This window comes from Thermosporothrix hazakensis, assembly GCF_003253565.1.
GTDB lineage: Bacteria > Chloroflexota > Ktedonobacteria > Ktedonobacterales > Ktedonobacteraceae > Thermosporothrix > Thermosporothrix hazakensis.
Map to the genome: position 1 here is coordinate 92,616 of NZ_QKUF01000006.1, position 19,332 is coordinate 111,947.

The 19,332-nt window shown below is 53.1% G+C and carries 15 protein-coding genes and 1 riboswitch; of the genes, 6 read left to right on the forward strand and 9 right to left on the reverse strand.

Annotated features, from left to right (window positions below):
• Nucleotides 1–211: 211 nt before the first annotated feature.
• Nucleotides 212–1,345, reverse strand: coding sequence for a carboxylate-amine ligase (locus EI42_RS11130; protein WP_111322157.1), 1,134 nt, complete (start codon nt 1,343–1,345; stop codon nt 212–214).
• 539 nt (nt 1,346–1,884) lie between these two features.
• Here EI42_RS11130 and EI42_RS11135 point away from each other — a divergent pair.
• The 5 genes from EI42_RS11135 to EI42_RS11155 all read left to right on the forward strand — a co-directional run bounded on the left by EI42_RS11135 (nt 1,885) and on the right by EI42_RS11155 (nt 6,525).
• Entirely contained in the window at nt 1,885–2,439 is a 555-nt protein-coding gene (locus EI42_RS11135; protein ID WP_111321860.1) for a 3'-5' exonuclease, read from the forward strand.
• Between the two features lie 141 nt (nt 2,440–2,580).
• Nucleotides 2,581–3,441 (forward strand): class I SAM-dependent methyltransferase, encoded by an 861-nt coding sequence (locus EI42_RS11140; RefSeq protein WP_111321862.1) that lies wholly within the window; start codon nt 2,581–2,583, stop codon nt 3,439–3,441.
• A 62-nt stretch (nt 3,442–3,503) separates the two neighbouring features.
• The gene (locus EI42_RS11145) at nt 3,504–4,448 is read left to right on the forward strand and encodes an LLM class flavin-dependent oxidoreductase (protein ID WP_111322159.1); all 945 of its coding nucleotides are present in this window, start codon (nt 3,504–3,506) and stop codon (nt 4,446–4,448) included.
• 335 nt (nt 4,449–4,783) lie between these two features.
• Entirely contained in the window at nt 4,784–5,539 is a 756-nt protein-coding gene (gene nagB / locus EI42_RS11150; RefSeq protein ID WP_111321864.1) for a glucosamine-6-phosphate deaminase, read from the forward strand.
• Nucleotides 5,540–5,853: 314 nt separating this feature from the next.
• A complete protein-coding gene (locus tag EI42_RS11155) occupies nt 5,854–6,525 on the forward strand; it encodes an O-methyltransferase (RefSeq protein WP_111321867.1) in 672 nt (223 codons plus the stop codon).
• A 304-nt stretch (nt 6,526–6,829) separates the two neighbouring features.
• Here the strand turns inward: EI42_RS11155 and EI42_RS11160 are convergent, their stop codons facing one another.
• Together EI42_RS11160 and EI42_RS11165 are read right to left on the reverse strand one after the other, a co-directional pair.
• A complete protein-coding gene (locus EI42_RS11160) occupies nt 6,830–8,359 on the reverse strand; it encodes a glycine hydroxymethyltransferase (RefSeq protein WP_111321869.1) in 1,530 nt (509 codons plus the stop codon).
• Between the two features lie 44 nt (nt 8,360–8,403).
• Nucleotides 8,404–8,495, reverse strand: a riboswitch (ZMP/ZTP riboswitch).
• Between the two features lie 118 nt (nt 8,496–8,613).
• Nucleotides 8,614–9,831 carry an aminotransferase-like domain-containing protein gene (locus EI42_RS11165; protein WP_111321871.1) on the reverse strand — a complete coding sequence of 406 codons (1,218 nt, stop codon included), beginning with the start codon at nt 9,829–9,831 and terminating at the stop codon, nt 8,614–8,616.
• A gap of 467 nt (nt 9,832–10,298) precedes the next feature.
• On the opposite strand from EI42_RS11165, the gene EI42_RS11170 reads away from it, so the two are divergent.
• A complete protein-coding gene (locus EI42_RS11170) occupies nt 10,299–12,593 on the forward strand; it encodes a PAS domain-containing sensor histidine kinase (protein ID WP_111321873.1) in 2,295 nt (764 codons plus the stop codon).
• A gap of 54 nt (nt 12,594–12,647) precedes the next feature.
• Here EI42_RS11170 and EI42_RS11175 read toward each other — a convergent pair whose 3' ends face one another.
• The 6 genes from EI42_RS11175 to EI42_RS11200 all read right to left on the reverse strand — a co-directional run bounded on the left by EI42_RS11175 (nt 12,648) and on the right by EI42_RS11200 (nt 19,105).
• Nucleotides 12,648–12,905, reverse strand: coding sequence for a DUF6755 family protein (locus EI42_RS11175; protein ID WP_111321875.1), 258 nt, complete (start codon nt 12,903–12,905; stop codon nt 12,648–12,650).
• Nucleotides 12,902–13,435, reverse strand: a complete 534-nt coding sequence (locus EI42_RS11180) for a QcrA and Rieske domain-containing protein (protein WP_170142546.1) — start codon at nt 13,433–13,435, stop codon at nt 12,902–12,904. The genes EI42_RS11175 and EI42_RS11180 overlap by 4 nt, the downstream gene beginning before the upstream one ends.
• Nucleotides 13,432–14,055 carry a 4Fe-4S dicluster domain-containing protein gene (locus EI42_RS11185; protein ID WP_111321879.1) on the reverse strand — a complete coding sequence of 208 codons (624 nt, stop codon included), beginning with the start codon at nt 14,053–14,055 and terminating at the stop codon, nt 13,432–13,434. Before EI42_RS11185 ends, EI42_RS11180 begins: the two co-directional genes overlap by 4 nt.
• A 17-nt stretch (nt 14,056–14,072) precedes the next feature.
• Nucleotides 14,073–16,367 carry a molybdopterin oxidoreductase family protein gene (locus EI42_RS11190; RefSeq protein WP_111321881.1) on the reverse strand — a complete coding sequence of 765 codons (2,295 nt, stop codon included), beginning with the start codon at nt 16,365–16,367 and terminating at the stop codon, nt 14,073–14,075.
• A gap of 22 nt (nt 16,368–16,389) precedes the next feature.
• Complete coding sequence (locus EI42_RS11195; protein WP_111321883.1) at nt 16,390–17,487, reverse strand: MFS transporter; 1,098 nt, start codon at nt 17,485–17,487, stop codon at nt 16,390–16,392.
• A 322-nt stretch (nt 17,488–17,809) separates the two neighbouring features.
• Complete coding sequence (locus tag EI42_RS11200; RefSeq protein WP_111321885.1) at nt 17,810–19,105, reverse strand: MFS transporter; 1,296 nt, start codon at nt 19,103–19,105, stop codon at nt 17,810–17,812.
• Nucleotides 19,106–19,332: the final 227 nt, after the last annotated feature.

Below are 19,332 nucleotides of genomic sequence, written 5' to 3' on the forward strand. Positions count from 1 at the left end.
TCCATACAGTACTGCTTTAGCGTTGTTGCGGTTATTTTATTGCCTGTGGCGATAAGCGTTGAGGGGCGAGGAGCACCAGTGTGTGTTCTTCGCTCTCTTTTTTATTGAAGCAGCTTGCTCCTCTTCATCTTTGATCGATGATCTTCAAGAGAAGGTGAACAGGAAAGGCTCGCTGAACAGGGAAGAAGAAAGAGCCTTTCCTGACACATGTTTATTGGGAAGCTACGCCAGCACTAAATGAAAGAAGAGACTGTTTCAATAAAAACTGTATAACCTGTTGCACGTCGCCTGTGCGTTCGTAGATAGCAATCTGGCGGTCTGCTCCTGAGCCTGCCGGATCCTGTAGCAGGTGACGCAGAAAGTCAAATTCTGGCTGACAGCCCAGATCTTCTACAACATCTTGAACGAAATCGAGGAGTTCATGAAGCGCATCGCGCATAGTTAAGCGACGCCCTGTGAGAAAATCAACAATAGATGCATCAAGTCCGTAACGAACGGCTTTCCATTTATTTTCTTCGATGAAATGGCGTGGCAGAATCGGATAGGGGCGGTTATGGGCCTGCAACCAGGTCAGTTTCATGACCAGGGCCTGAAAGAGTGCTGCCAGCGCTAGCGTCTCCTCGGTAGTGGTGGGCATATCACAGACGCGCAGTTCCAGCGTTGGGAAGAAGGGATGTGGGCGGATGTCCCAGCACAGCTCTTTTCCATTTTCGATACAACCGAACTGTATAAGCTCATCGACTGTCTGTTGAAACTGCGTCCAGGATGAGAGCACGTCGGGGGTTCCGGTACGTGGAAGCATATTCCAGATGATGGAACGATAGGATTTCAGGCCGGTATAGCGTCCCTCCCAGAAAGGGGAGTTGCTGGAGAGAGCAAGGAAGTGTGGGAGCCAGGCCCGGAGCTGGTTCATCAGATCAACGGCAAGCTCGCGGCTTTCAATACCTGCATGAATGTGTAAACCAAAGATAACCAGCGCCCGATCAACATCTTGAAATTCTTCTTCAAGCCGCTGGTAGCGCTCACCCACTGTTGTTTTTTGTTGCTGCCAGAGGGCACCGGGATGGGTTCCAGCACGGATCAGGGCGAGCCCCTCACTGGCGATAAGATGGCTGAGCTTTGTTTGTAATGTCATGATCTCGTGACGAGCGTCTTCGATCGTGGGACAGACGCCGGTTGTGAGCTCAATACATGCCTGTTTCGCCTCCAGTTTGAGGTGTTCGCCTAATAGTTGTTGTCCTTTTGCGACAATAGCTTGATTGCATGAGCATAAATCGCCGGTTTGTTGATCTACCAGTTGAAATTCTTGCTCAATTCCAAGAGCACAGGGTGCTCTCAATGTCATAGTATTCTCCCTTTCTGAAAAAGAGCTTTGCAATTCCAGACATGTGCTGGCGGTGGCTCCTCTTTCAGCCTCTGGAAGCGGAAAACAGCAGCCGCTTCCGTAATGAATACGATGCCAGTGCAAGTAATAGGCAAAAAGCATTTCCCCCTTTAGATGGGGCTTCCTCGGGTAAACTGCTTCTTTGCCGCTTTATAGGTGTAAAGCGTCTTGCTTTTTGAGAGCTCACTTCTTTGTGAGTGGGAACTGTCTGCTGTCTCTCTTATAGTATACACAAGAAAACTCGGTAGAAAGAGGAGATTCAGTAACTATACTTAAAAACGATATAGAAATATTTTGCGAGACAAAGCTGTGGAGGCCATTAAAACCAGCGGCTACGATCGCTTTTCGATCATATCTTCTGTCGGAGATCTACCCTTTTCTCGTTTATCTTGAAATAGAATTCGATGCGATTACAGTAGCACTCTACTGCATGTATATGCCTTGCATGTAACCACCCATTCTGTTGTAGAATTGCGTAAGGACGCTATAAGGAGGGACAAATGCGCTTACTGGATCAAATACTTGTGATAGATGTTGAGGCGACGTGCTGGGATGGACCGACACCGGAGGGCCAGGAATCGGAGATTATCGAGATTGGACTGTGCCTGCTAGACGTGGCGACTCGTGAGCGACATGGGAAACGAAGGATTCTGGTGCGGCCCGAACGCTCGACTGTCAGTCCGTTTTGTTCCCGGCTAACCGGACTAACACAGAAATTAGTAGATACCGGTATTTCATTTGAAGAGGCATGTTCTTTGCTTCGGGATGAATATGCCTCTTCACAACGCGTGTGGGCCAGCTATGGTGACGCCGATCGGCTGCGTTTTGAGCGTCAGTGTCAACAGCGCCAGATTGCTTACCCGTTCAGCCCGAAACATATCAACGCGAAGATTCTGTTTGCAGTGCAGCATGGTCTGAAGAAAGAGGTCGGAATGGCACGGGCGCTCCAAATCCTGGAGGTGCCGCTTGAAGGGACGCATCATAGTGGTGCGGATGATGCGTGGAACATCGCGCTGATTCTGGCCTCGATTTTACAGGGAAGTTCGCTCAAGTAATAATGCAGAAGAGTTAGCGCATTGAAGAGATAGACTTTTCGAGTAAAATAAGAGTAGAGAAGTGATGAGCGTATTGTCATCGGGAAGAAATGACAGTATGATAAAAATAGAGTAAAGAGAACAAAACGAGGAGAGGGTGCAGTGCTGGATCAACCTGACAACGCCCATTCTTTCTACTTTATTGACGTCGAGAATGCCGCGGAGATTGCTCGATTGATGAAGCAAGCCCGGTTGCTCAGTACCGCGTTTGATACGCTTCCCGAGGCGCTTCAGGCGGTGGAGAACTGGCATATCCTCGATCTTGCATGTGGTCCGGGGGAGTGGGTTTGTCGTATAGCACAGGGGCATCCTTCCTGCCAGGTAACAGGGATTGATATCAGTCAATTGATGATCGACTACGCGACGCATATAGCGGAAACGATGCAACTGCACAATACTCATTTTCGAGTAATGGACGTGCGGCAGCAACTCGAATTTTGTGATTCTTCATTTGATGCTATCCATGCCAGCCTTCTTCTCAGTTTTCTGGTAACGAAGGACTGGCCCTGGTTATTAGGGGAGTGCATGCGTCTGCTACGACCAGGTGGTTACATGATAAATATAGAGCCCGAAAGTATGGGTTCAACAAATAGTGATTCTCTTGCCCGATACAGTTGTAGGCTGACCGAGGCAATGCGCAAAGCCGGATGCTGCTTTACGAGTTATGGCGAACACTATGGTATTTCTGCTGTGCTCCCGCGCCTGTTCCAGCAAGCGGGCTTTGAGCAGATCAGGCAAGAGGTCTTTGTGCTGAACTATTCCGCTGGCATGCCCGCTTACAAGCCTTTCTACGAAAACATGAAAACGTTCCTGAAACTACTGCAACCTTTTATTGTGCAAAATGTCCTCTGTTCCCGTGATGAAATTGAAACGCTCTATGCCCGTGCTATCGGTGACATGGAGGCGCCAGATTTCTGTGGTGCTGCCTACTTCCAGCGGCTCTGGGGGCAGAAGCCCACGTGATTTCTCGCTTTGTGAGCAAGATCTTCGAGCGATTATTTCAGAAGAAAGGAAACTATGCAGGGATGACTACATTTCCGATTGGTCTCGTCCTCTTTCCCCCGCCTGCACAACGTGTCCTGAGTACGATCAAGCTAGCCGAGCAAGCAGGTATTCCGATGGCCTGGGTGCCGTCCTGGCCGGTTGGTCCTGATGGACTTGCGATTGTGACAGCGGCGGCAGCGCAAACCAGCAGAATCGGCCTGGGAACCTCGATCACGATTACGTACCCGCGTCACCCGTTGACGCTCGCGAATGAGGCGCTGGTGCTGGCGGAGATTGCCCCGCAACGGATCCGCCTGGGACTGGGCGCGAGCCATCGTCCGGAAATCGAGGGGACGTACGGACTGGATTTCGCGAAACCACTTGGACACCTGCGCGAGTACATCACGGTGCTGCGCGGGCTGCTCTGGGAGGGCGCTATTGATTTTGAAGGAGACTATTACCGCGTACATGCTCGCTACCCGCAGGGAACGCCGCTCCCTCGTTTCCCGATCTGGCTGGCGGCGTTGCGCAAGAACATGCTGCGGCTGGCGGGCGAGCTCTCGGATGGGGCAATGTTAATCTGGTCGCCTCCTTCCTATATCCGGTCGGTGGCGTTGCCCATGCTGGAAGAAGGAGCCCGGCAAGCGGGACGAGCGCGTCCACCGCTCATGGTAAGCGCTCCCTTGCTGCTGACAAAAGATTTCGGTGTCGTGCGCAGGCTGGCTCAGGAGTCCTTCGCCGTCTATTCGCGCTTCCCGACCTATCGGAAGCTTTTTGAGGAGGCGGGTTATCCCCTCCCGTCTGATGGCAAGCTGCCCGAGGAGCTGATTGACTCGGTGTTTGTGTATGGTGATGAAGACGAGATCAGGCGGCGTATGTATGCAAAGCGCGAGGCCGGGGCTGACGAGATTATGGCAACCGTCAGGCCGATACACGATGCAGAAAAAGAAACACGGGCTCTGTTAGAAGTGCTCGCCAGCCTCTAGCGCGCACTCCGCTTATGAGAAAGCGTTCCCTGTCCGGTGGCTTCAAATCCGGCGGGAGCGCTTTTGTGTTCTGCGGAAAAGATGATACAATGTGTCTGAGGATAGGATACTCTTTTCTCCCGGAGCCTCTGGAGCCGCTTTTCCTCCTGTTTGTCTGGTCTGAAGTCGAACGGTTTCTTCGGCTTTTTGTGCAGCAAGCCCGTTACTGTCCGCTTCTGTGAAACGTTTCTGTATTGGACTAGATATACAGTGGTCTATACCAATAGGCCGGATCAGGAACCGGTGGCAAAGGTGAGAGCTCTCATCGACTGAAAATGGAGAGGATATACGTAATTATGACACATATACCTTTTGTTGTTGCAGAAAATGCTCAGGAGATTGCGCAGACAGTTGCGGCAGAAATTGCAGCCCTGATTCGCGAGCGGAACGCTGAGGGCCGTTCGACCGTGCTTGGATTGGCAACCGGGAATACGCCGATCCTGCTCTATCGCGAGCTGGTGCGCTTGCATCGAGAAGAGGGCCTTGATTTTTCACGTGTGATTACGTTCAATCTGGATGAATATTATCCGATGCAGCCTGATTCTTCGCAAAGTTATCACTATTTTATGCACCATCATCTTTTTGATCATGTCAACGTTCCTGCCTCTCAAATCCATATTCCCGATGGCTTTTTGTCGAGAGATGCAATTGCTGATTTTTGTGCTGCATACGAGCAGAAGATTCAGCAGGCGGGCGGTCTGGATTTCCAGCTCCTGGGTATCGGTGAGAACGGGCATATCGGTTTTAACGAGCCGGGATCTGCACGAGACAGCCGCACACGCCTGGTGAGGCTGGATGCCACTACGCGGCGCAACGCTGCGGGTGATTTTGGTGGTGAAGATTTAGTGCCCCGCGAGGCGATTTCGATGGGTGTTGCCACGATCCTTGAGGCCCGTCGAATTGTGTTGATCGCCACCGGGAGCAAGAAAGCGACGATTATGCAGAAGGTGTTGCATTCAGCGGCAAGCTCCGATATTCCCGCAACCTTTCTTCAACTGCATGAGAACGCGACTATCTATGTAGATACCGCGGCACATGCATCATTGGTATAATGGGTGTGCCGAAAAAGGGGCCGTTTCGCTCGACTCTGAATCGGGCACGGTCCCTTTTCTCTTGCTCTTTTTCAGATATACTCTGCCCCATCGATTGCTGAAAATCCCTGCTATGTTTGCTTCAGAGCGCAAAGGCATGGTATGCTCTAAAAAGAGAGGGCCTGATGATGAGGCGGACTCCATTTTGATGGTGAAACATGCTTCTTTCGGTGTTAGAGAGAATTACGTATGCTGTGGGACAGAAGAAGATATGTGTCCCTATTCTCAGGGAGGAGACTGTATAGTGCTCCATATTTTTGTGAAAGGAAGAAGCAATGTATCCATCTGAGTCTGAAGCGCGTGCTCGAATCAATCATGAACTGGCGATTCGCTTTGCCCCAGAAGATGAGGCGCTACGGGCGTCTGTTGCCAGCACGGAGGCGGCTGGACTGCCTGGAAATCAGGTTTCACCTCTTCAGGGAAAACTTTTGCATGTACTGGCGCTGACCTGTGGCGCTCGCAAGATCCTGGAAATTGGCTCGCTGGCGGGCTATTCAGGCGTCTGGCTGGCGCGTGCATTGCCGGAAGACGGCAAACTGATCACGCTGGAAGTCAATCCCGAGTATGCGGCGCTTGCCCGTAAGTCGTTCCACGCGGCGGGGCTTGATAAGCGAACTGAAGTGCGAGTTGGTCCCGCGCTCGACCTGCTCCCTGCGCTTACCGATGAGGCGCCTTTTGACCTTATTTTTATTGATGCCGATAAGGTAAATAATAGCCATTATCTGGAATGGGCACTTCGTCTGAGCCGCCCGGGCTCGCTGATTATTGCTGATAACATCGTGCGCAGCGGTCGACCGTTTCAGACTCCACCACCCGATGAGAGCGCTGCTGGAGCTGCTGCATACATTCACAAAATTCTTGAACATCCGCGCCTCGTCAGTGTAGCACTTCCCTGGGATGACGCAGTGAACGGCCTGGATGGTTTCTCGATCTCTGTAGTACGATAAAGTTTGAGGAGTATGACGTGAAACAGGCTTGTTTGTTTGCTCGAACGGAATTTTTATGCAAAAGCAGACGTACTGTTTTAATCCTCCCTACAAGCTGTTTTACGCTCTCTTCCGCTTACATGGTTTTTAGACTGTATAATGCGCTCTGAATGGAGAAAAGCCGTTCCTGCATGTTATGGGGCGGCTTTCCTTTTTTTGAAGGGATTGAGAGCATCTTTTCCTGCGAAATGCAGCAGCTACTCGTCATTGAGTGCTGCTGCTTGAAAACACCAGGAGGAACATTCGCGAGAGTCGAGTTTGTCTGCTACTCGCCCTTGTCCGGCTCGGGAAGCTCTACCAGATCGAGATTGATTTCTGGATAGAGAGGGAAGCGGGTCAGAAGCGCCTGTACGCGCTGGCGTGCCTGCTGCACAATGCGTGGATCAAGCGTATACTTCGCCCGGCTTGGCTTGCCACTGGCGGCGGTTGTTGGTGTGATATTTGAGAGCACCAGCTTGAAGATGCGGGCAATCTCCGTCATCTCGTTGGGGCCCATGCCAAGCGTCGTGACAGCAGGCGTGCCGACGCGCAGGCCGCTGGTATACCACGGACCATTAGGATCGAAGGGAAGCGAGTTGCGGTTAAGCGTGATGCCACATTCGCGTAATGCTGTTTCTGCCTGCCTGCCGGTCAGCCCGAAGGTTCGCGCTACATCAAGCAGGAGCAAATGGTTATCGGTGCCGCCTGTGAGCACGGTGCAGCCCTCAATGTGGAACGCTTCAGCAAGCGCCTGAGCATTGTCAACAATCTTCTGTGCATAGGTCTGGAATTCGGGCTGTGAAGCCTCGCGAAATGCGATCGCCTTTGCCGCCATGACATGTGGAAGCGGACCACCAAGCACAGAGGGACACCCCTTGTTGACCCACTCCGCGAACTCTTTGGTACAAAGCACCATACCCCCACGTGGCCCGCGAAGCGTCTTGTGCGTTGTTGTGGTTACGACATGGGCATGTGGAATCGGGTTATAGTCTCCTGTAAAGACTTTTCCGGCAACAAGGCCGGCAAAGTGTGCCATATCAACCATCAGAACTGCACCGACTTCATCAGCAAGTTCGCGCATCTTTGCAAAGTTGAGCTTGCGCGGGTAGGCGCTGTAGCCAGCGAGCAAAATCAACGGGCGAACAGCGTGCAGTTGCTTTCGCAGTTGATCCAGATCGATCAGCCCGGTCTCGCGATTGACACTATAGGTGTAGCTCTCGAAGAGGTGGCTGGAAATATTATGGCGATAGCCGTGGGTCAGGTGGCCGCCGGAATAGTAATCGAGTGAGAGCAAGCGCTGATTGTGAACTGCGTGCCGCACTTTTGCCCAATCCTCGGCTGAAAGCTTCGCGGGGTCTTCCTGTCCCAGTTCGCTGAGCAGCGGCTTCTGAATTTTCGCCGACAGGATCGCGAAGAAGGCGACCAGGTTCGCATCTGCACCGGAATGCGGCTGAACGTAGGCGTGTTCGGCCCCGAAGAGCTCGCAGGCGAGTCGAACAGCTTCACTCTCGATCGTGTCTACATTGTCGCACCCGCCATAGAAGCGGTGCTGCGTGAAGCCCTCGGCATACTTGTCGGTCAGGAGGTTGCCGGTGGCAAGTTGGGTTGCGAGCGAGCTGTAATTCTCGCTGGCAATGAGTTTCAGGTTGTTACGCTGGTCATGCAGCTCTTGCACGATAGCTCGGGCAATACCGGGAGAGACCGCGCTGATCTGATCCAGCGAAGCATAGAATGCGGCTGCACCGGGATGTGGAGCGGCTCCATTCAAGCTGTGCAGGTAGCGGAGCAGAGAAGATGAGGCCGTGGTGATAGTCATAACGCGTTCGCCCTTTCCTATCAGGTTTTCAAGCAAAAGTCGATGTGACCAGCCCAGGCGAACGACTGAGGATTGTATATATGCTGTGGGCTCCCTCGTGGTTTTTTCCACTGACTCGCCAGTCACCCGCAGCAGTTCAGCCCTTATTATACATGATATCTTGTCCGTTTACAATCCCAAAAAATGAGTACAGGGAAGGCGGTGTTAGCGGGGCTGATCGTTAACACCGCTTTTGAATCGAGAGAGATCAAGATTTAGAGCGTGTCTTTGAGCAGGCTCCCCAGGCGCTTGATGCCTTCATCGATCTGTTCCGGAGAAGAGCTTGAGAAGCTCAGGCGCATGGTATTCTGGCCGCCGCCACAGGGATGGAAAGCCGCACCCGGCACGAAGGCGATCTTGTATTCGAGTGCTCGACTCAGCAATTGAGCGGCGTCGATGTGCTCCGGCAGCGTGACCCACAGGAACATACCACCTTGTGGGCGTGTCCAGCGAACACCCTCAGGGAAGTAGCGCTCAAGCGCATCAAGCATGGCATTGCAGCGCTGTCTGTAGGTTTCACGAATCAGCGGAATGTGTGACTCAAGGAAGCCGTCGCGCATGAGTTCGTAGGCTACAAGCTGATTGAAGGTTGAGGTGTGCAGATCGGTTCCCTGCTTGGCAAGTACCAGCATGCGAATGACTTCGGCTGGCGCGACAACCCAGCCCAGACGCAGGCCCGGGGTCAGTATCTTGGAAAAGGTGTTGAACTGGATGACATTTCCGGCATACGGGCGCTCTGGAGGCTGCTGGACGCGCTGCTGTTCGAGCGCAAGCAGAGAAGGCAGATGTTCGCCCTCAAAACGCAGCTCGGAATAGGGGTCATCTTCGAGAATAGTGACATTGTAGCGGCCGGCAAGCTCAACAAGCTGCTGACGCCGTTCCAGTGTGTATGTCACGCCACTCGGATTCTGGAAATTTGGTAGGGCGTAGAGACACTTCGGGCCTTGCTGTAGAGCCGCTTCAAGCTCTTCGGTAACGATGCCCTGATCATCGGAGCGAACGGCGATATAGCGCGGCTCGTAAGGATTGAAGGCCTGAAGCGCGCCCATGTAGGTTGGCTCTTCGACTAACAGCCTATCATTCGGATCAACAAGAATCTTGGCAATCAGATCAAGTCCCTGTTGCGATCCAGAGACGATTAAGATGTTATCAACAGTCGCATGAATGCCTTTTTGGCGCATTCGCTCTATAATCAGTTCACGTAACGGGGTGTAGCCTTCGGTGGTGCCGTATTGGAGCGCCTGGGCGGGATTGTTCTTCAGAATACGCTGCGTGGCCTCGGCAACCTGCTGGACGGGGAAGATATCAGAGGCGGGGAGTCCTCCAGCAAGCGAAATAGTTCCGGGGATTTCGGTCACTTTGAGTAGCTCGCGAATGGCAGAACCTTGCATGCGTTCTGTGCGTCGGGCGAAGCGCTGGTCCCTTGTATGCATATGGTTTGCAATCCTCCTGACTTAAACTCTTTCATGGTACTGTATCTGATGTATACAGATTTGTCGAGAGGCAATGGACTATTTTGTAAGAGCCAATTCGCTTTTCTTTGCAGGCAAACGGGCGTGCCATTCAAGCGATTTGATGATGAATCTACGGTTGAATTTCGTACACCGCTTAGAAAAAAAGATTGGAAAAGAACTTGCACTTGAATGGGGGTTCGGCCCGATATTCGATATTAGATGGAGAGAGCTGCATAATGGGGCGAGGTGCATCCCGAGGCTATCACATTTTGGTTCAAACCAGCGCTAAAGCATGAGGAGGAGTAACAAGCTTCAGTGCATGGCTCATGTTTATCTGGCTTTAACTCTACTATAACACGATTTTCTGCCCTTGACGCATGTCTATAGTATATGAGAGAATCGACTAGCATTCCGTGATTTTTTTGAGTGTAGAAAGGGTATGCGCGGTGGAACAACACGAACTTTCCAGAAATGTTACTGGTTCCGATGTGCAAGATCATCCTTACTCTATAGATGAAGACACCGGTGTAGATGCAGTGCATACTGAAGCAGCGCTCCTCGATATTATTCAGGATGCTGTTTTGATGTATGATTCACAGTATCGTCTCTCTTTTTGGAGCAGGCAGGCAGAAAATCTCTATGGTTGGACCGCTCAGGAGGCTATCGGGCGCGATCTGCGGGAGCTTTTTCAGGAGCAGATTATTAAAGAGAACGCTCCAAGAGAAAGACGTATTTTTCAGGATGAGGGGGTATGGGAGGCAGAATTGATGCTTAAAGCGAAAGAAGGCAGAACGGTTATAGTGGAAAGCCATGCTCGCTTGCTTCGATCAAATAAGAGACACCTGGCGCTGGAAGCACATCATGATGTGACCATGCAGAAGCAGCGTGAGGAGCTTCGTGCGGAGTATTATCAGGGGGTACAGAAGGCCATCGATATCGGTGTCTGGCGCTGGGAGATCAGCCGGAATAAACAGGGTCAACTGTATGCCAGAGGGATTATTAATAGCAGCGTTGCCCATTATCTGAAACTACCCTCAAATACGTTATTAACAGAAGAACAGTTTTTTACGTTTGTCCACCCAGATGACCGACCTTCTGTGCGGAAGATATTTGAAAGGGTAATTGAGACAGGATGCGACTATAACGCAGTCTATCGGATGCTTGATCCTGAGCTTGGGACGCGTTGGGTCGCGTCGCGTGGCAGTGTCGTGACTGATCAGCAGGGGATGCCGCGGTATGCTATCGGCATAACGCTTGACATTACCGAACAAAAGCGAATAGAAGAGGCACTACAGATAGCAAACCATCGAATTACGTCCATACTGGAACAGGTCGCTGATGGCTGTATTCATATCGATAAAGAATGGCGATATAGCTACATCAGTCGAAGCACGGAAAAAATGGCCGGAATCAACCGTGAAAGCTTTCTGGGTCATTCTGTATGGGAGGTCAGGCCGCCGCTCTGTGGTGATGAAGGTGAGCGCTTTTTGCGGCTCGCCAGGGAGACACAGCAGCCCATTCAGTATGAGATGTTCTATGCGCCTGCCCGGCAGTGGTGGGAAGTACATGTCTACCCGTCCTCCGATCGGCTGGCCTTCTACTATCATAATATTACCGCGTTGAAGCAGATAGAGTCGCTCTACAGGGAGCAGGAAGAGACATTCCGCCGTCTGTATGATGCAAATCTGGTTGCGGTAGCATCCTGTAACGAGGCGAACGATATTCTTGATGCGAATGATGCTTTTCTTTCACTTATAGGTGCTACACGAGAGGAGCTGCAAGCCGGGCAATTAAACTTTCATACGCTGACACCTCAGGAGTATGCCGCGCTTGATAGAGAAAAACAGGTAGAAACAAAAGTTGTTGGTGTTTGCTCGCCATATGAAAAGGAATATTATCACAAGCAAGGGCATAGGGTACCTGTTCTGGCTGCTGTTGCCTACATGGAAAAGACAAAACATTATATATCGATTATCCTGGACCTTACTCGACAAAAAGAACTTGAGAAGCAAAGAGAAGTGTTTCTTGGTATTATCAGTCACGAGCTACGGACGCCGCTGACGGCTATTGGTGGGACGTTGCAACTGGCGCAGCGGCGGCTCAAGCGCTTTGGCGTGCAATCTGGTCTGACAGATCCAAAAGCAACCGAGCTGTTACAGAATACCGAGCACTTGCTTGAGCAGGCACTCAGGCAGACACGCGTCCAGAATCGCCTGATCGAAGATTTGCTGGATGCCTCGCGGATAGCGGTTGATAAGCTTGAGTTGCACATGACGGAAACAGATCTCCGCTCGCTTGTTCGGGAGACGGTTGATGATTTGCGGGCCACAGCTTTTGAACATAATATTGAGTTGATCCTGCCTGAGAAGCCAGTTCCAGTGTGCGTCGATAGTATGCGTATTGCTCAGGTTATCGGGAACTATATTACGAATGCGCTGAAATATTCGCCGCGGCAAATGCCCGTAACGGTTGAGCTGACTGCGGACGAGCATGAGGCGCGGGTGTGGGTGCATGATCGCGGGCCGGGACTGTCGGAAGAGGCAAAGCAGAAGATCTGGAGCCGTTTCCAGCGTGCAGCCGATGCCAGAGAGCATAGCCGCCTCGGGGCGAACCTGGGGCTGGGATTATATATCAGTCAGTCGCTCGTGCAGCGGCATCAGGGGCGGGTCGGCGTGGAGAGCGAGCAGGGGAAAGGCGCTTCTTTCTGGTTCTCGCTGCCGTTGCGCACTTCCTGCTCCTAGCCGGCAGAAAGCGCCCGTCCGCTTGCTCTGGGCAGGCGCTTTCACAATGAGAGCTTACGCTTTTTTGCCGAGTGCCCGGAAAATGAGCAGGCCGCCGAGAAAGATCAGGCCGGAGATGAGGACCACAATCCACAGGTGCACGTGCTGGCCCGCAAGGTACTGCTCAAGCGAGATGGTGAGCAGCCAGAGCTGAATTGCCATCAGCAACAAGCCAAGCACCAACGCGCTTGACGCAATCGCCATCTGCCCGGGAGGCAAGGTTCTTTTGATATTTGCCGTATTCTCGCTAAGAAGCATATGGTCTTGATTCATGCTGGATTCACCTCTACTGCATAGAGCATGGAACCGTCCTGCCGAATGCTGATGCGCGGAAGCGGGCGCTGTGGCGGACCGCCGATCGCTGCGCCAGATTGCGGATCAAAGTAGCCATCATGGCAGGGACAATGCAATACCTGCTCTTTCTCATCGTAGTAGACTGCACATGAAAGATGTGTGCATCTCCCACTAAAAGCGGTGAAACGACCATCAGGAAGGTGAAGAAGAATAGCCTGTTCATCGGCTGCCGGGTAGTTAAAGTAGTGCACGCCGCCTTTAGGGATATCTGAGGCGCGAATGATTGGCTGAAGCTTACTTTTTAATCCGCGCGGCTTCAGATATGAAAGACCTACTATCCCGGCTGTTGCGGCGAAAAGTGTTCCAGAAGCGATAACTGCAAGCCGAAGTACCTCACGGCGTGATACGTATTCGTCTGCATCCCAGTGATAGGGGAAAAGGGCCTGCCAGCGCGATAGGCGCCCGTTCCGCTGAAATTGATGATTTGACGCGTCCTTCCTGCCTATCATAGAACCCATGCCTCCTCTTCCTCTTTTGCCTCTGCTTGCATCTCAGAGCCATATTGATCTAAAAGTGCTGTAATATCCAGCTCTGGTGTCTCTGCTGGAAGCACCCATTGCACTCGCGTTCGTACTGCCTGCGTGCCAAAGTCTGTTACATTGACGACGTTGCCGACGCGCTGGTTTGCGAACTCCTCATAATCGCCGTACCAGAGCGCCTGTGTGGGGCAGACCTGAGCACACCACGGCTTGAGGCCCTGGCTGGTACGGTCGTAACAGAGATTACATTTTTTCATCAGGCGTTGCTTGATGTCGAACTTGGGCACACCAAAGGGGCAGGCATACACACAGTTGCGACAGCCAATACAGCGCGACGGCTCGGCCATTTGCACGACTCCATCATCGGTAATCAGGATTGCCATCACCGGGCAGACCTGCGCACAGGGGGCCAACGGGTCCTGACAGTGCATGCAGACGGTCGGTTGTGTGGCGACGCTAAAGCCACGATCGATAAAGTCGACCATGACCATACTTTCGCCCTTGTGCGAGTCGCACTCACGGCAGGCGGCCTCACAAGAGCGGCAGCCGATACAGCGCGATGGATCGACAAAGAGCGTTTTTACTGCCATTCTCTACCCTTCCCTTTCTAATAGGCTTTTGCGTGTTGATCTCCCTCGGGCTTGGTTTCACCCACCGTGTAGGGGAACATTTTCGGTGAGTCCTTCGCCGTATAGTTGACTTTGTAGCCGCCTTCAAGCGGCTTCTCGGGCGTGTCCAGCTTCTCAATCCGGGCGACGCACGCCTTAAATTCTGGAATTTTCACAGTTGGTTCAACTGCCTGCACTGTCAGTTGGTTGATTGCTTGCTCATGCCCATAGTGGTAGGGGACAAAGAGCGTATCGGGCCGGATGGAGGGCGCAAGCAGGGCCTTGAGCTGCATCGAGCCGCGTGGCGTACGCAGGCGAACCACTTCGTTGTGTGTGATGCCGAGCTTGCTTGCTGCCTGTGGATGAATCTCGACCCAGGGTTCGGGGGCCTGCGAGTTCAAGAAGCCAATGCGGCGCGTCTGGGTGCCGCTGAGGTAGTGATAGACCACGCGCCCGGTTGTCAGGCGGAACGGGAAGTTTTCACCGGGCTCTTCCACAGGCGGCTGAAATGGAATCGGGAACATTCTCGCCTTGCCGTCGGGGTGCCCGAAGCGCTCGGTATGCAGGCGCGGCGTGCCCGGGTGATCCTCCGTCGGACAGGGCCAGAAGACGCCTCCTTGCCTGTCGATCTTTTCCCAGGTAATACCTGAATAGTCAGCAATGCCGCCTTTTGTTGCCAAACGAAGCTCATTCCAGATGTCGAGTGGCGAAGCGTATGAAAAGATCTGCTCTTTCCCGAGACGCCTCGCAAGCTCTACCAGAATGACCCAGTCATGTTTTGCCTCTCCTGGAGGATCTGCCGCTTTATTCGTTTTGATGACCCGTCCCTCAAGGTTCGTGGTCGTGCCCTCATCCTCAACCCAGACCGAACAGGGAAGCACTACATCAGCCAGCTCAGCCGTCTCAGACAGAAAGAAATCCACGACGATCAGCAGTTCGAGATTATTGAGTGCCTGCTGCACAACTCGGTTGTCGGGCAGCGAGACCATCAGATTCGAGCAGGCAACCATGCAGCTTTTGATCTCGCCTTTCGCCATCAGGTGGATCATCTCGGGCGCTGCGGCCCCTTCCCAGGGCAGTTCATCGACCGGGATGCCCCAGACACTCGCAGTATACTGGCGATGCTCAGGGACATCGATATGTCGGTAGCCGGGCAACTGATTGGCCTTCTGCCCCATCTCGCGCCCGCCCTGGCCGTTCCCCTGTCCGGTAATCATGCCACTGCCTCCGCCCGGCTTGCCAAGCTGGCCGCGGGCCAATGCCAGATTGATACAGGCCAGGCAGGTATTGACGCCGTGGGTGCTATGCTCGATGCCACGGGCATGCAGGATCATCGAGGGGTCAGCTCGCCCGTAGAGTCGTGCCGCAGCCAGAATCCGCGAGGCCGGGACGCCAGAAAGTTCCTGTGCGCGTTCTGGCGTGTACTCTTCAACTAACGCTTTTACCTCTTCCCATCCATGTGTGCGATTGCGTACATATTCTTCATCGACAAGCCCATCATGAATGATTTGCCGCAAAATTGCATTCAGAACTGCGATATCTGTGCCGGGACGCACCGGGAGCCAGAGATCAGCCGTGCGAGCAAGTGGCGTTTCGCGAGGATCAAGCACGATCAGGGCCGCGCCGTTGTCGCGTGCCCGCCAAACCCATTGCATCATCACCGGAAAGCATTCGCCCATGTTGGAGCCAACGACAAGCAGGCATTTCGTTAAGGGGATGTCGGTCATGGGGAAGGGGCAGCGGTCGATGCCAAGCGCCTGAGCATAGGAGACGGCGGCAGAGGACATGCAGAGGCGACCGTTATAGTCAACGTGACGTGTCCCGAGGACGGCCCGGGCAAATTTGCCCATTGCGTAACACTTTTCATTGGTCATCGAGGAGCCGCTATAGAGAGCGATCGAGTTGCGTCCATACCGGTCCTGTAGCTCCTGCCAGCGCTGGACGATATAGCTGAGCGCCTCATCCCAACTGACGCGCTGAAGCGGCTGCCCCTTGCCTCGTCGCATCATAGGATAGCGCAGGCGGTCGGGATGCTCGACCTGTTGATAGGCCACGACGCCTTTCGGGCAGAGTGAGCCGCGATTATGCGGAAAATCACGCGCCTCCACGCCGATCACACGCCCCTCCTGCACCTTAATATTCATACCACACTGCACGCCGCAAAAGCAGCAATGTGTGGGGACCAGTTGTTCAGGAATGCGGCTTGCGCTCTCCCATTCGACCGGCGGCCTCCCGACGCTCTGGAAGTCGTAATTGAAGTCCCGCTCCTTAAAGAAATCTTTATTTACTGACATTGCGTCTCTCCTTTTGCTCCTGTTACAGGAAACGCTTCTTCATGAGCGCATAATATGCCTGGCCTCGCAAGACGCGTTTGCAGGTGGGGCAATATTCCTGCAAGGTGCCGCGGTCGTCACCGAGGTTGTATTCCTGCCCCACATCGCGAAGAATTCCCTTCAAGTCTGAAACAAACTGGCCCGAGGGCAGTTTTTCATTACAGCGTCGACAGCTCGTCGGGGTGGCCTGTGGGTCGTGAGGCATATGCTCTCCGTAGTGCTCTACATCCTGGTTAACGGTTTGATAGAGCGTGACGCCGATACTGGCCGGACGCTCGATGATATGGAAGAATTTGCCGAATGGCAACACAAGCAACCAGGCAACTACAATCGCCTGATGTGTCAGCGAGATGAACCAGTAGTAGCGCCCGTTCCACCAGAGTTCAGAGGCAGTGAGCGCCAGACCGGTAATAGCGATGGCGAACAGTAATATCAGCGGCAACAGATCAAAGCCGAAGCGCTGAACGGCTCGCAGACCGGCATCGGTAATGCGGCGCCAGAAGGCGATAGCAAGGCCGATAATCAGCAACAGGGCCGTGAAATCCAGGGCGTGATAAATGGCGAACCCGGTTCCTGCCTCTATCGGGAACGTGAAAAAGGGAATGCCGAAGACCCATACTCGATAGTCGCGCGGCGGAACCAGTGTGAAGCGGAGCCAGCCAAAAGTAAGCGGCAACACAACCAGCAGCGAGAGAATCACACCCCAGAAGATCGCCATATGCATGATCCAGCGCAAGACGCCGCGTTGGAAGATGAACGTCTGGGCAAAAATGTCCGTCCACCACGCCTTTGGGATCAGGAAGGTGTAGCGCTGGAAGTTTCGCCAGGATAGAAAGTTAACCCATCCTCCCCGGAAGTAGCGCCAGGTCGGCGAGCGATGCAGCCAGAGCGTATAGCGGTAGATGAACGCACCAATGCAGAAGACCGTTCCCACTGCATAACCGATCAGCGCCGAATCAAAGTCGCGAAACTCGCGTGAGCCGATAAAAATGAGGATGAGCAGAATAAGGGTTACGATCGCAGTCGTGATGCCTGCGTGCCAGTACGCCCGGCTGCGCGACTGCTGTGTTGGATGCACCACTGTCTTGAACTCCTTACCTCTTGTTGCTTGATGGCGACAGAGAAATGAAATGGTATCTACTTTTCTTTGTACTCGGCGCTACAAAATATCTGGTGTTCGATTTGCAGAAATAGGCGCAAGAGGTACTCTTTTTCTTGTAGAAATTGCGACCTGCTCTGAGAAATGCTGAAAAAGGGTCCGGACAAAAGAGCGCAACTTGTTCTTCATATACGCGAAGTGGTGGGGTGAAAGGCTGAGTATTTCTGCATATGGTCTCTTTTCAAGGGAGGACAAAATGAGGAAAGAGCCCGCTTTCTGTTTGCGGGCTCCGATTTGAGGTTCCTTAGCGTACCGATTTAATGTTGCGTACCAGCAAGGCGCTCAGCAGCACCAGCACGGCGCTCGTCAGGAAGAGGAACGAATAGTTCTTTTGTGAGAGCCAGAGAACGGATGAGCCGATCATGGGCGAGAAGATCTGCGGCAGGGCCATTGCCATCGCGATAATGCCGATATCTTTTCCCCGGTCGCTCGCTTTCGGCAAGACCTGGGTTGCCAGGGCAGTATCAACGGCGAAGAAAGAGCCATAGCCCAGACCCAGGATTATCGCCCAGGCAAGTAGCGCGTTCCAGCTCGTGGAGAGGGCCGGGAACAGACAGGCAACCATGACGATAAGCGCAGAAATGGCGACGACCGGCTTACGGCGCTGGATTTTGTCGGAGACAATACCCCCCACGAACGAGCCGATCACCATCGTCACGGTCATGAGCGTTTCGACCGTAAGTATACCCTGATCGACCGTTTTCCCGGGGAAGAGCGCTTCATAGTGTAACGCGTTCTCCATATATAGTTTTAAAAATGCTGTTATAGCGAAATAGCCAAGCATAAAGAGGAGACGCGTCAGGAAGGTCCACGCGAAATCGGGATGTTTGCGCGGCGAGATCCAGAAATTCTTCAGGAAGTCGACCCACCTGAACGGCGGCACTTCCGCCCGGCTGATTGGTCGCTCTTTATAGACCAGGGAGAAAAACAGCGTCAGGAGCAGGATCGCACCCATGAAGACGTAGTAGGCAGTGAGCTTATTGTTCTTCAGAAAAACGGCAATGATGATGCTGCCAACCATCACGGCAAGCGGGATCGCAAGCCCGACATACACTGAGAGCAGGCCGCGCTGCTTTTGAGGGATGCGGTCGGGAATGACGGCCTGAAGCATGGCCGTGACGGTATCCGCAAAGAATTGCAGCAAGAACCAGCCCACGGCAAGCAGCCAGAGGGTCGATGAGCGCGCCAGCAGGAATAACGAGAGTGCGGCACAGACGGCACTCAGCAGCATCCAGAAGCGGCGACGGCCCAGGCTGATCGTCGTGCGGTCGCTAATCGCGCCCATAATCGGGGCTGCAATGACCGAGGCGATGCCGCCTACGGCCTCTACCCATCCCAGGCTGAATTCAGCGTTATGGGGGTCCATCAACTTGATTTGCATGGGCAGGAGAAAGATAACGGTCGGGATGATGGTTAGATGCCCGCTCAGGTTGGCAAAGAAATAGAGGAGCTGAAAATACCAGGGTACTTTGCGCTCGGCGTCGCTTGTGTCCTGCGGCGAGGAGGGCACAGGCTGCGATGGAGCAAGCATATCAGCCATAGTAATAAAAACATCCTTTCTGGTGGTGGGTCCAGAGTGTGAGCAAAAGATGAATCCAATTCACGCTTGATCGCTGCCCTCAACAGGCAGTACAGGCACGATGAGGAGTATCTATTGACCCCTTCGTGTATTGCTCTCTGTTTGGCTGGTCGGCGGATGCATCCATATCCGACCTTTTCAGTAAGATATTAGCCTATCCTAATATTGCTGTCAAGCAAGAAAGCACC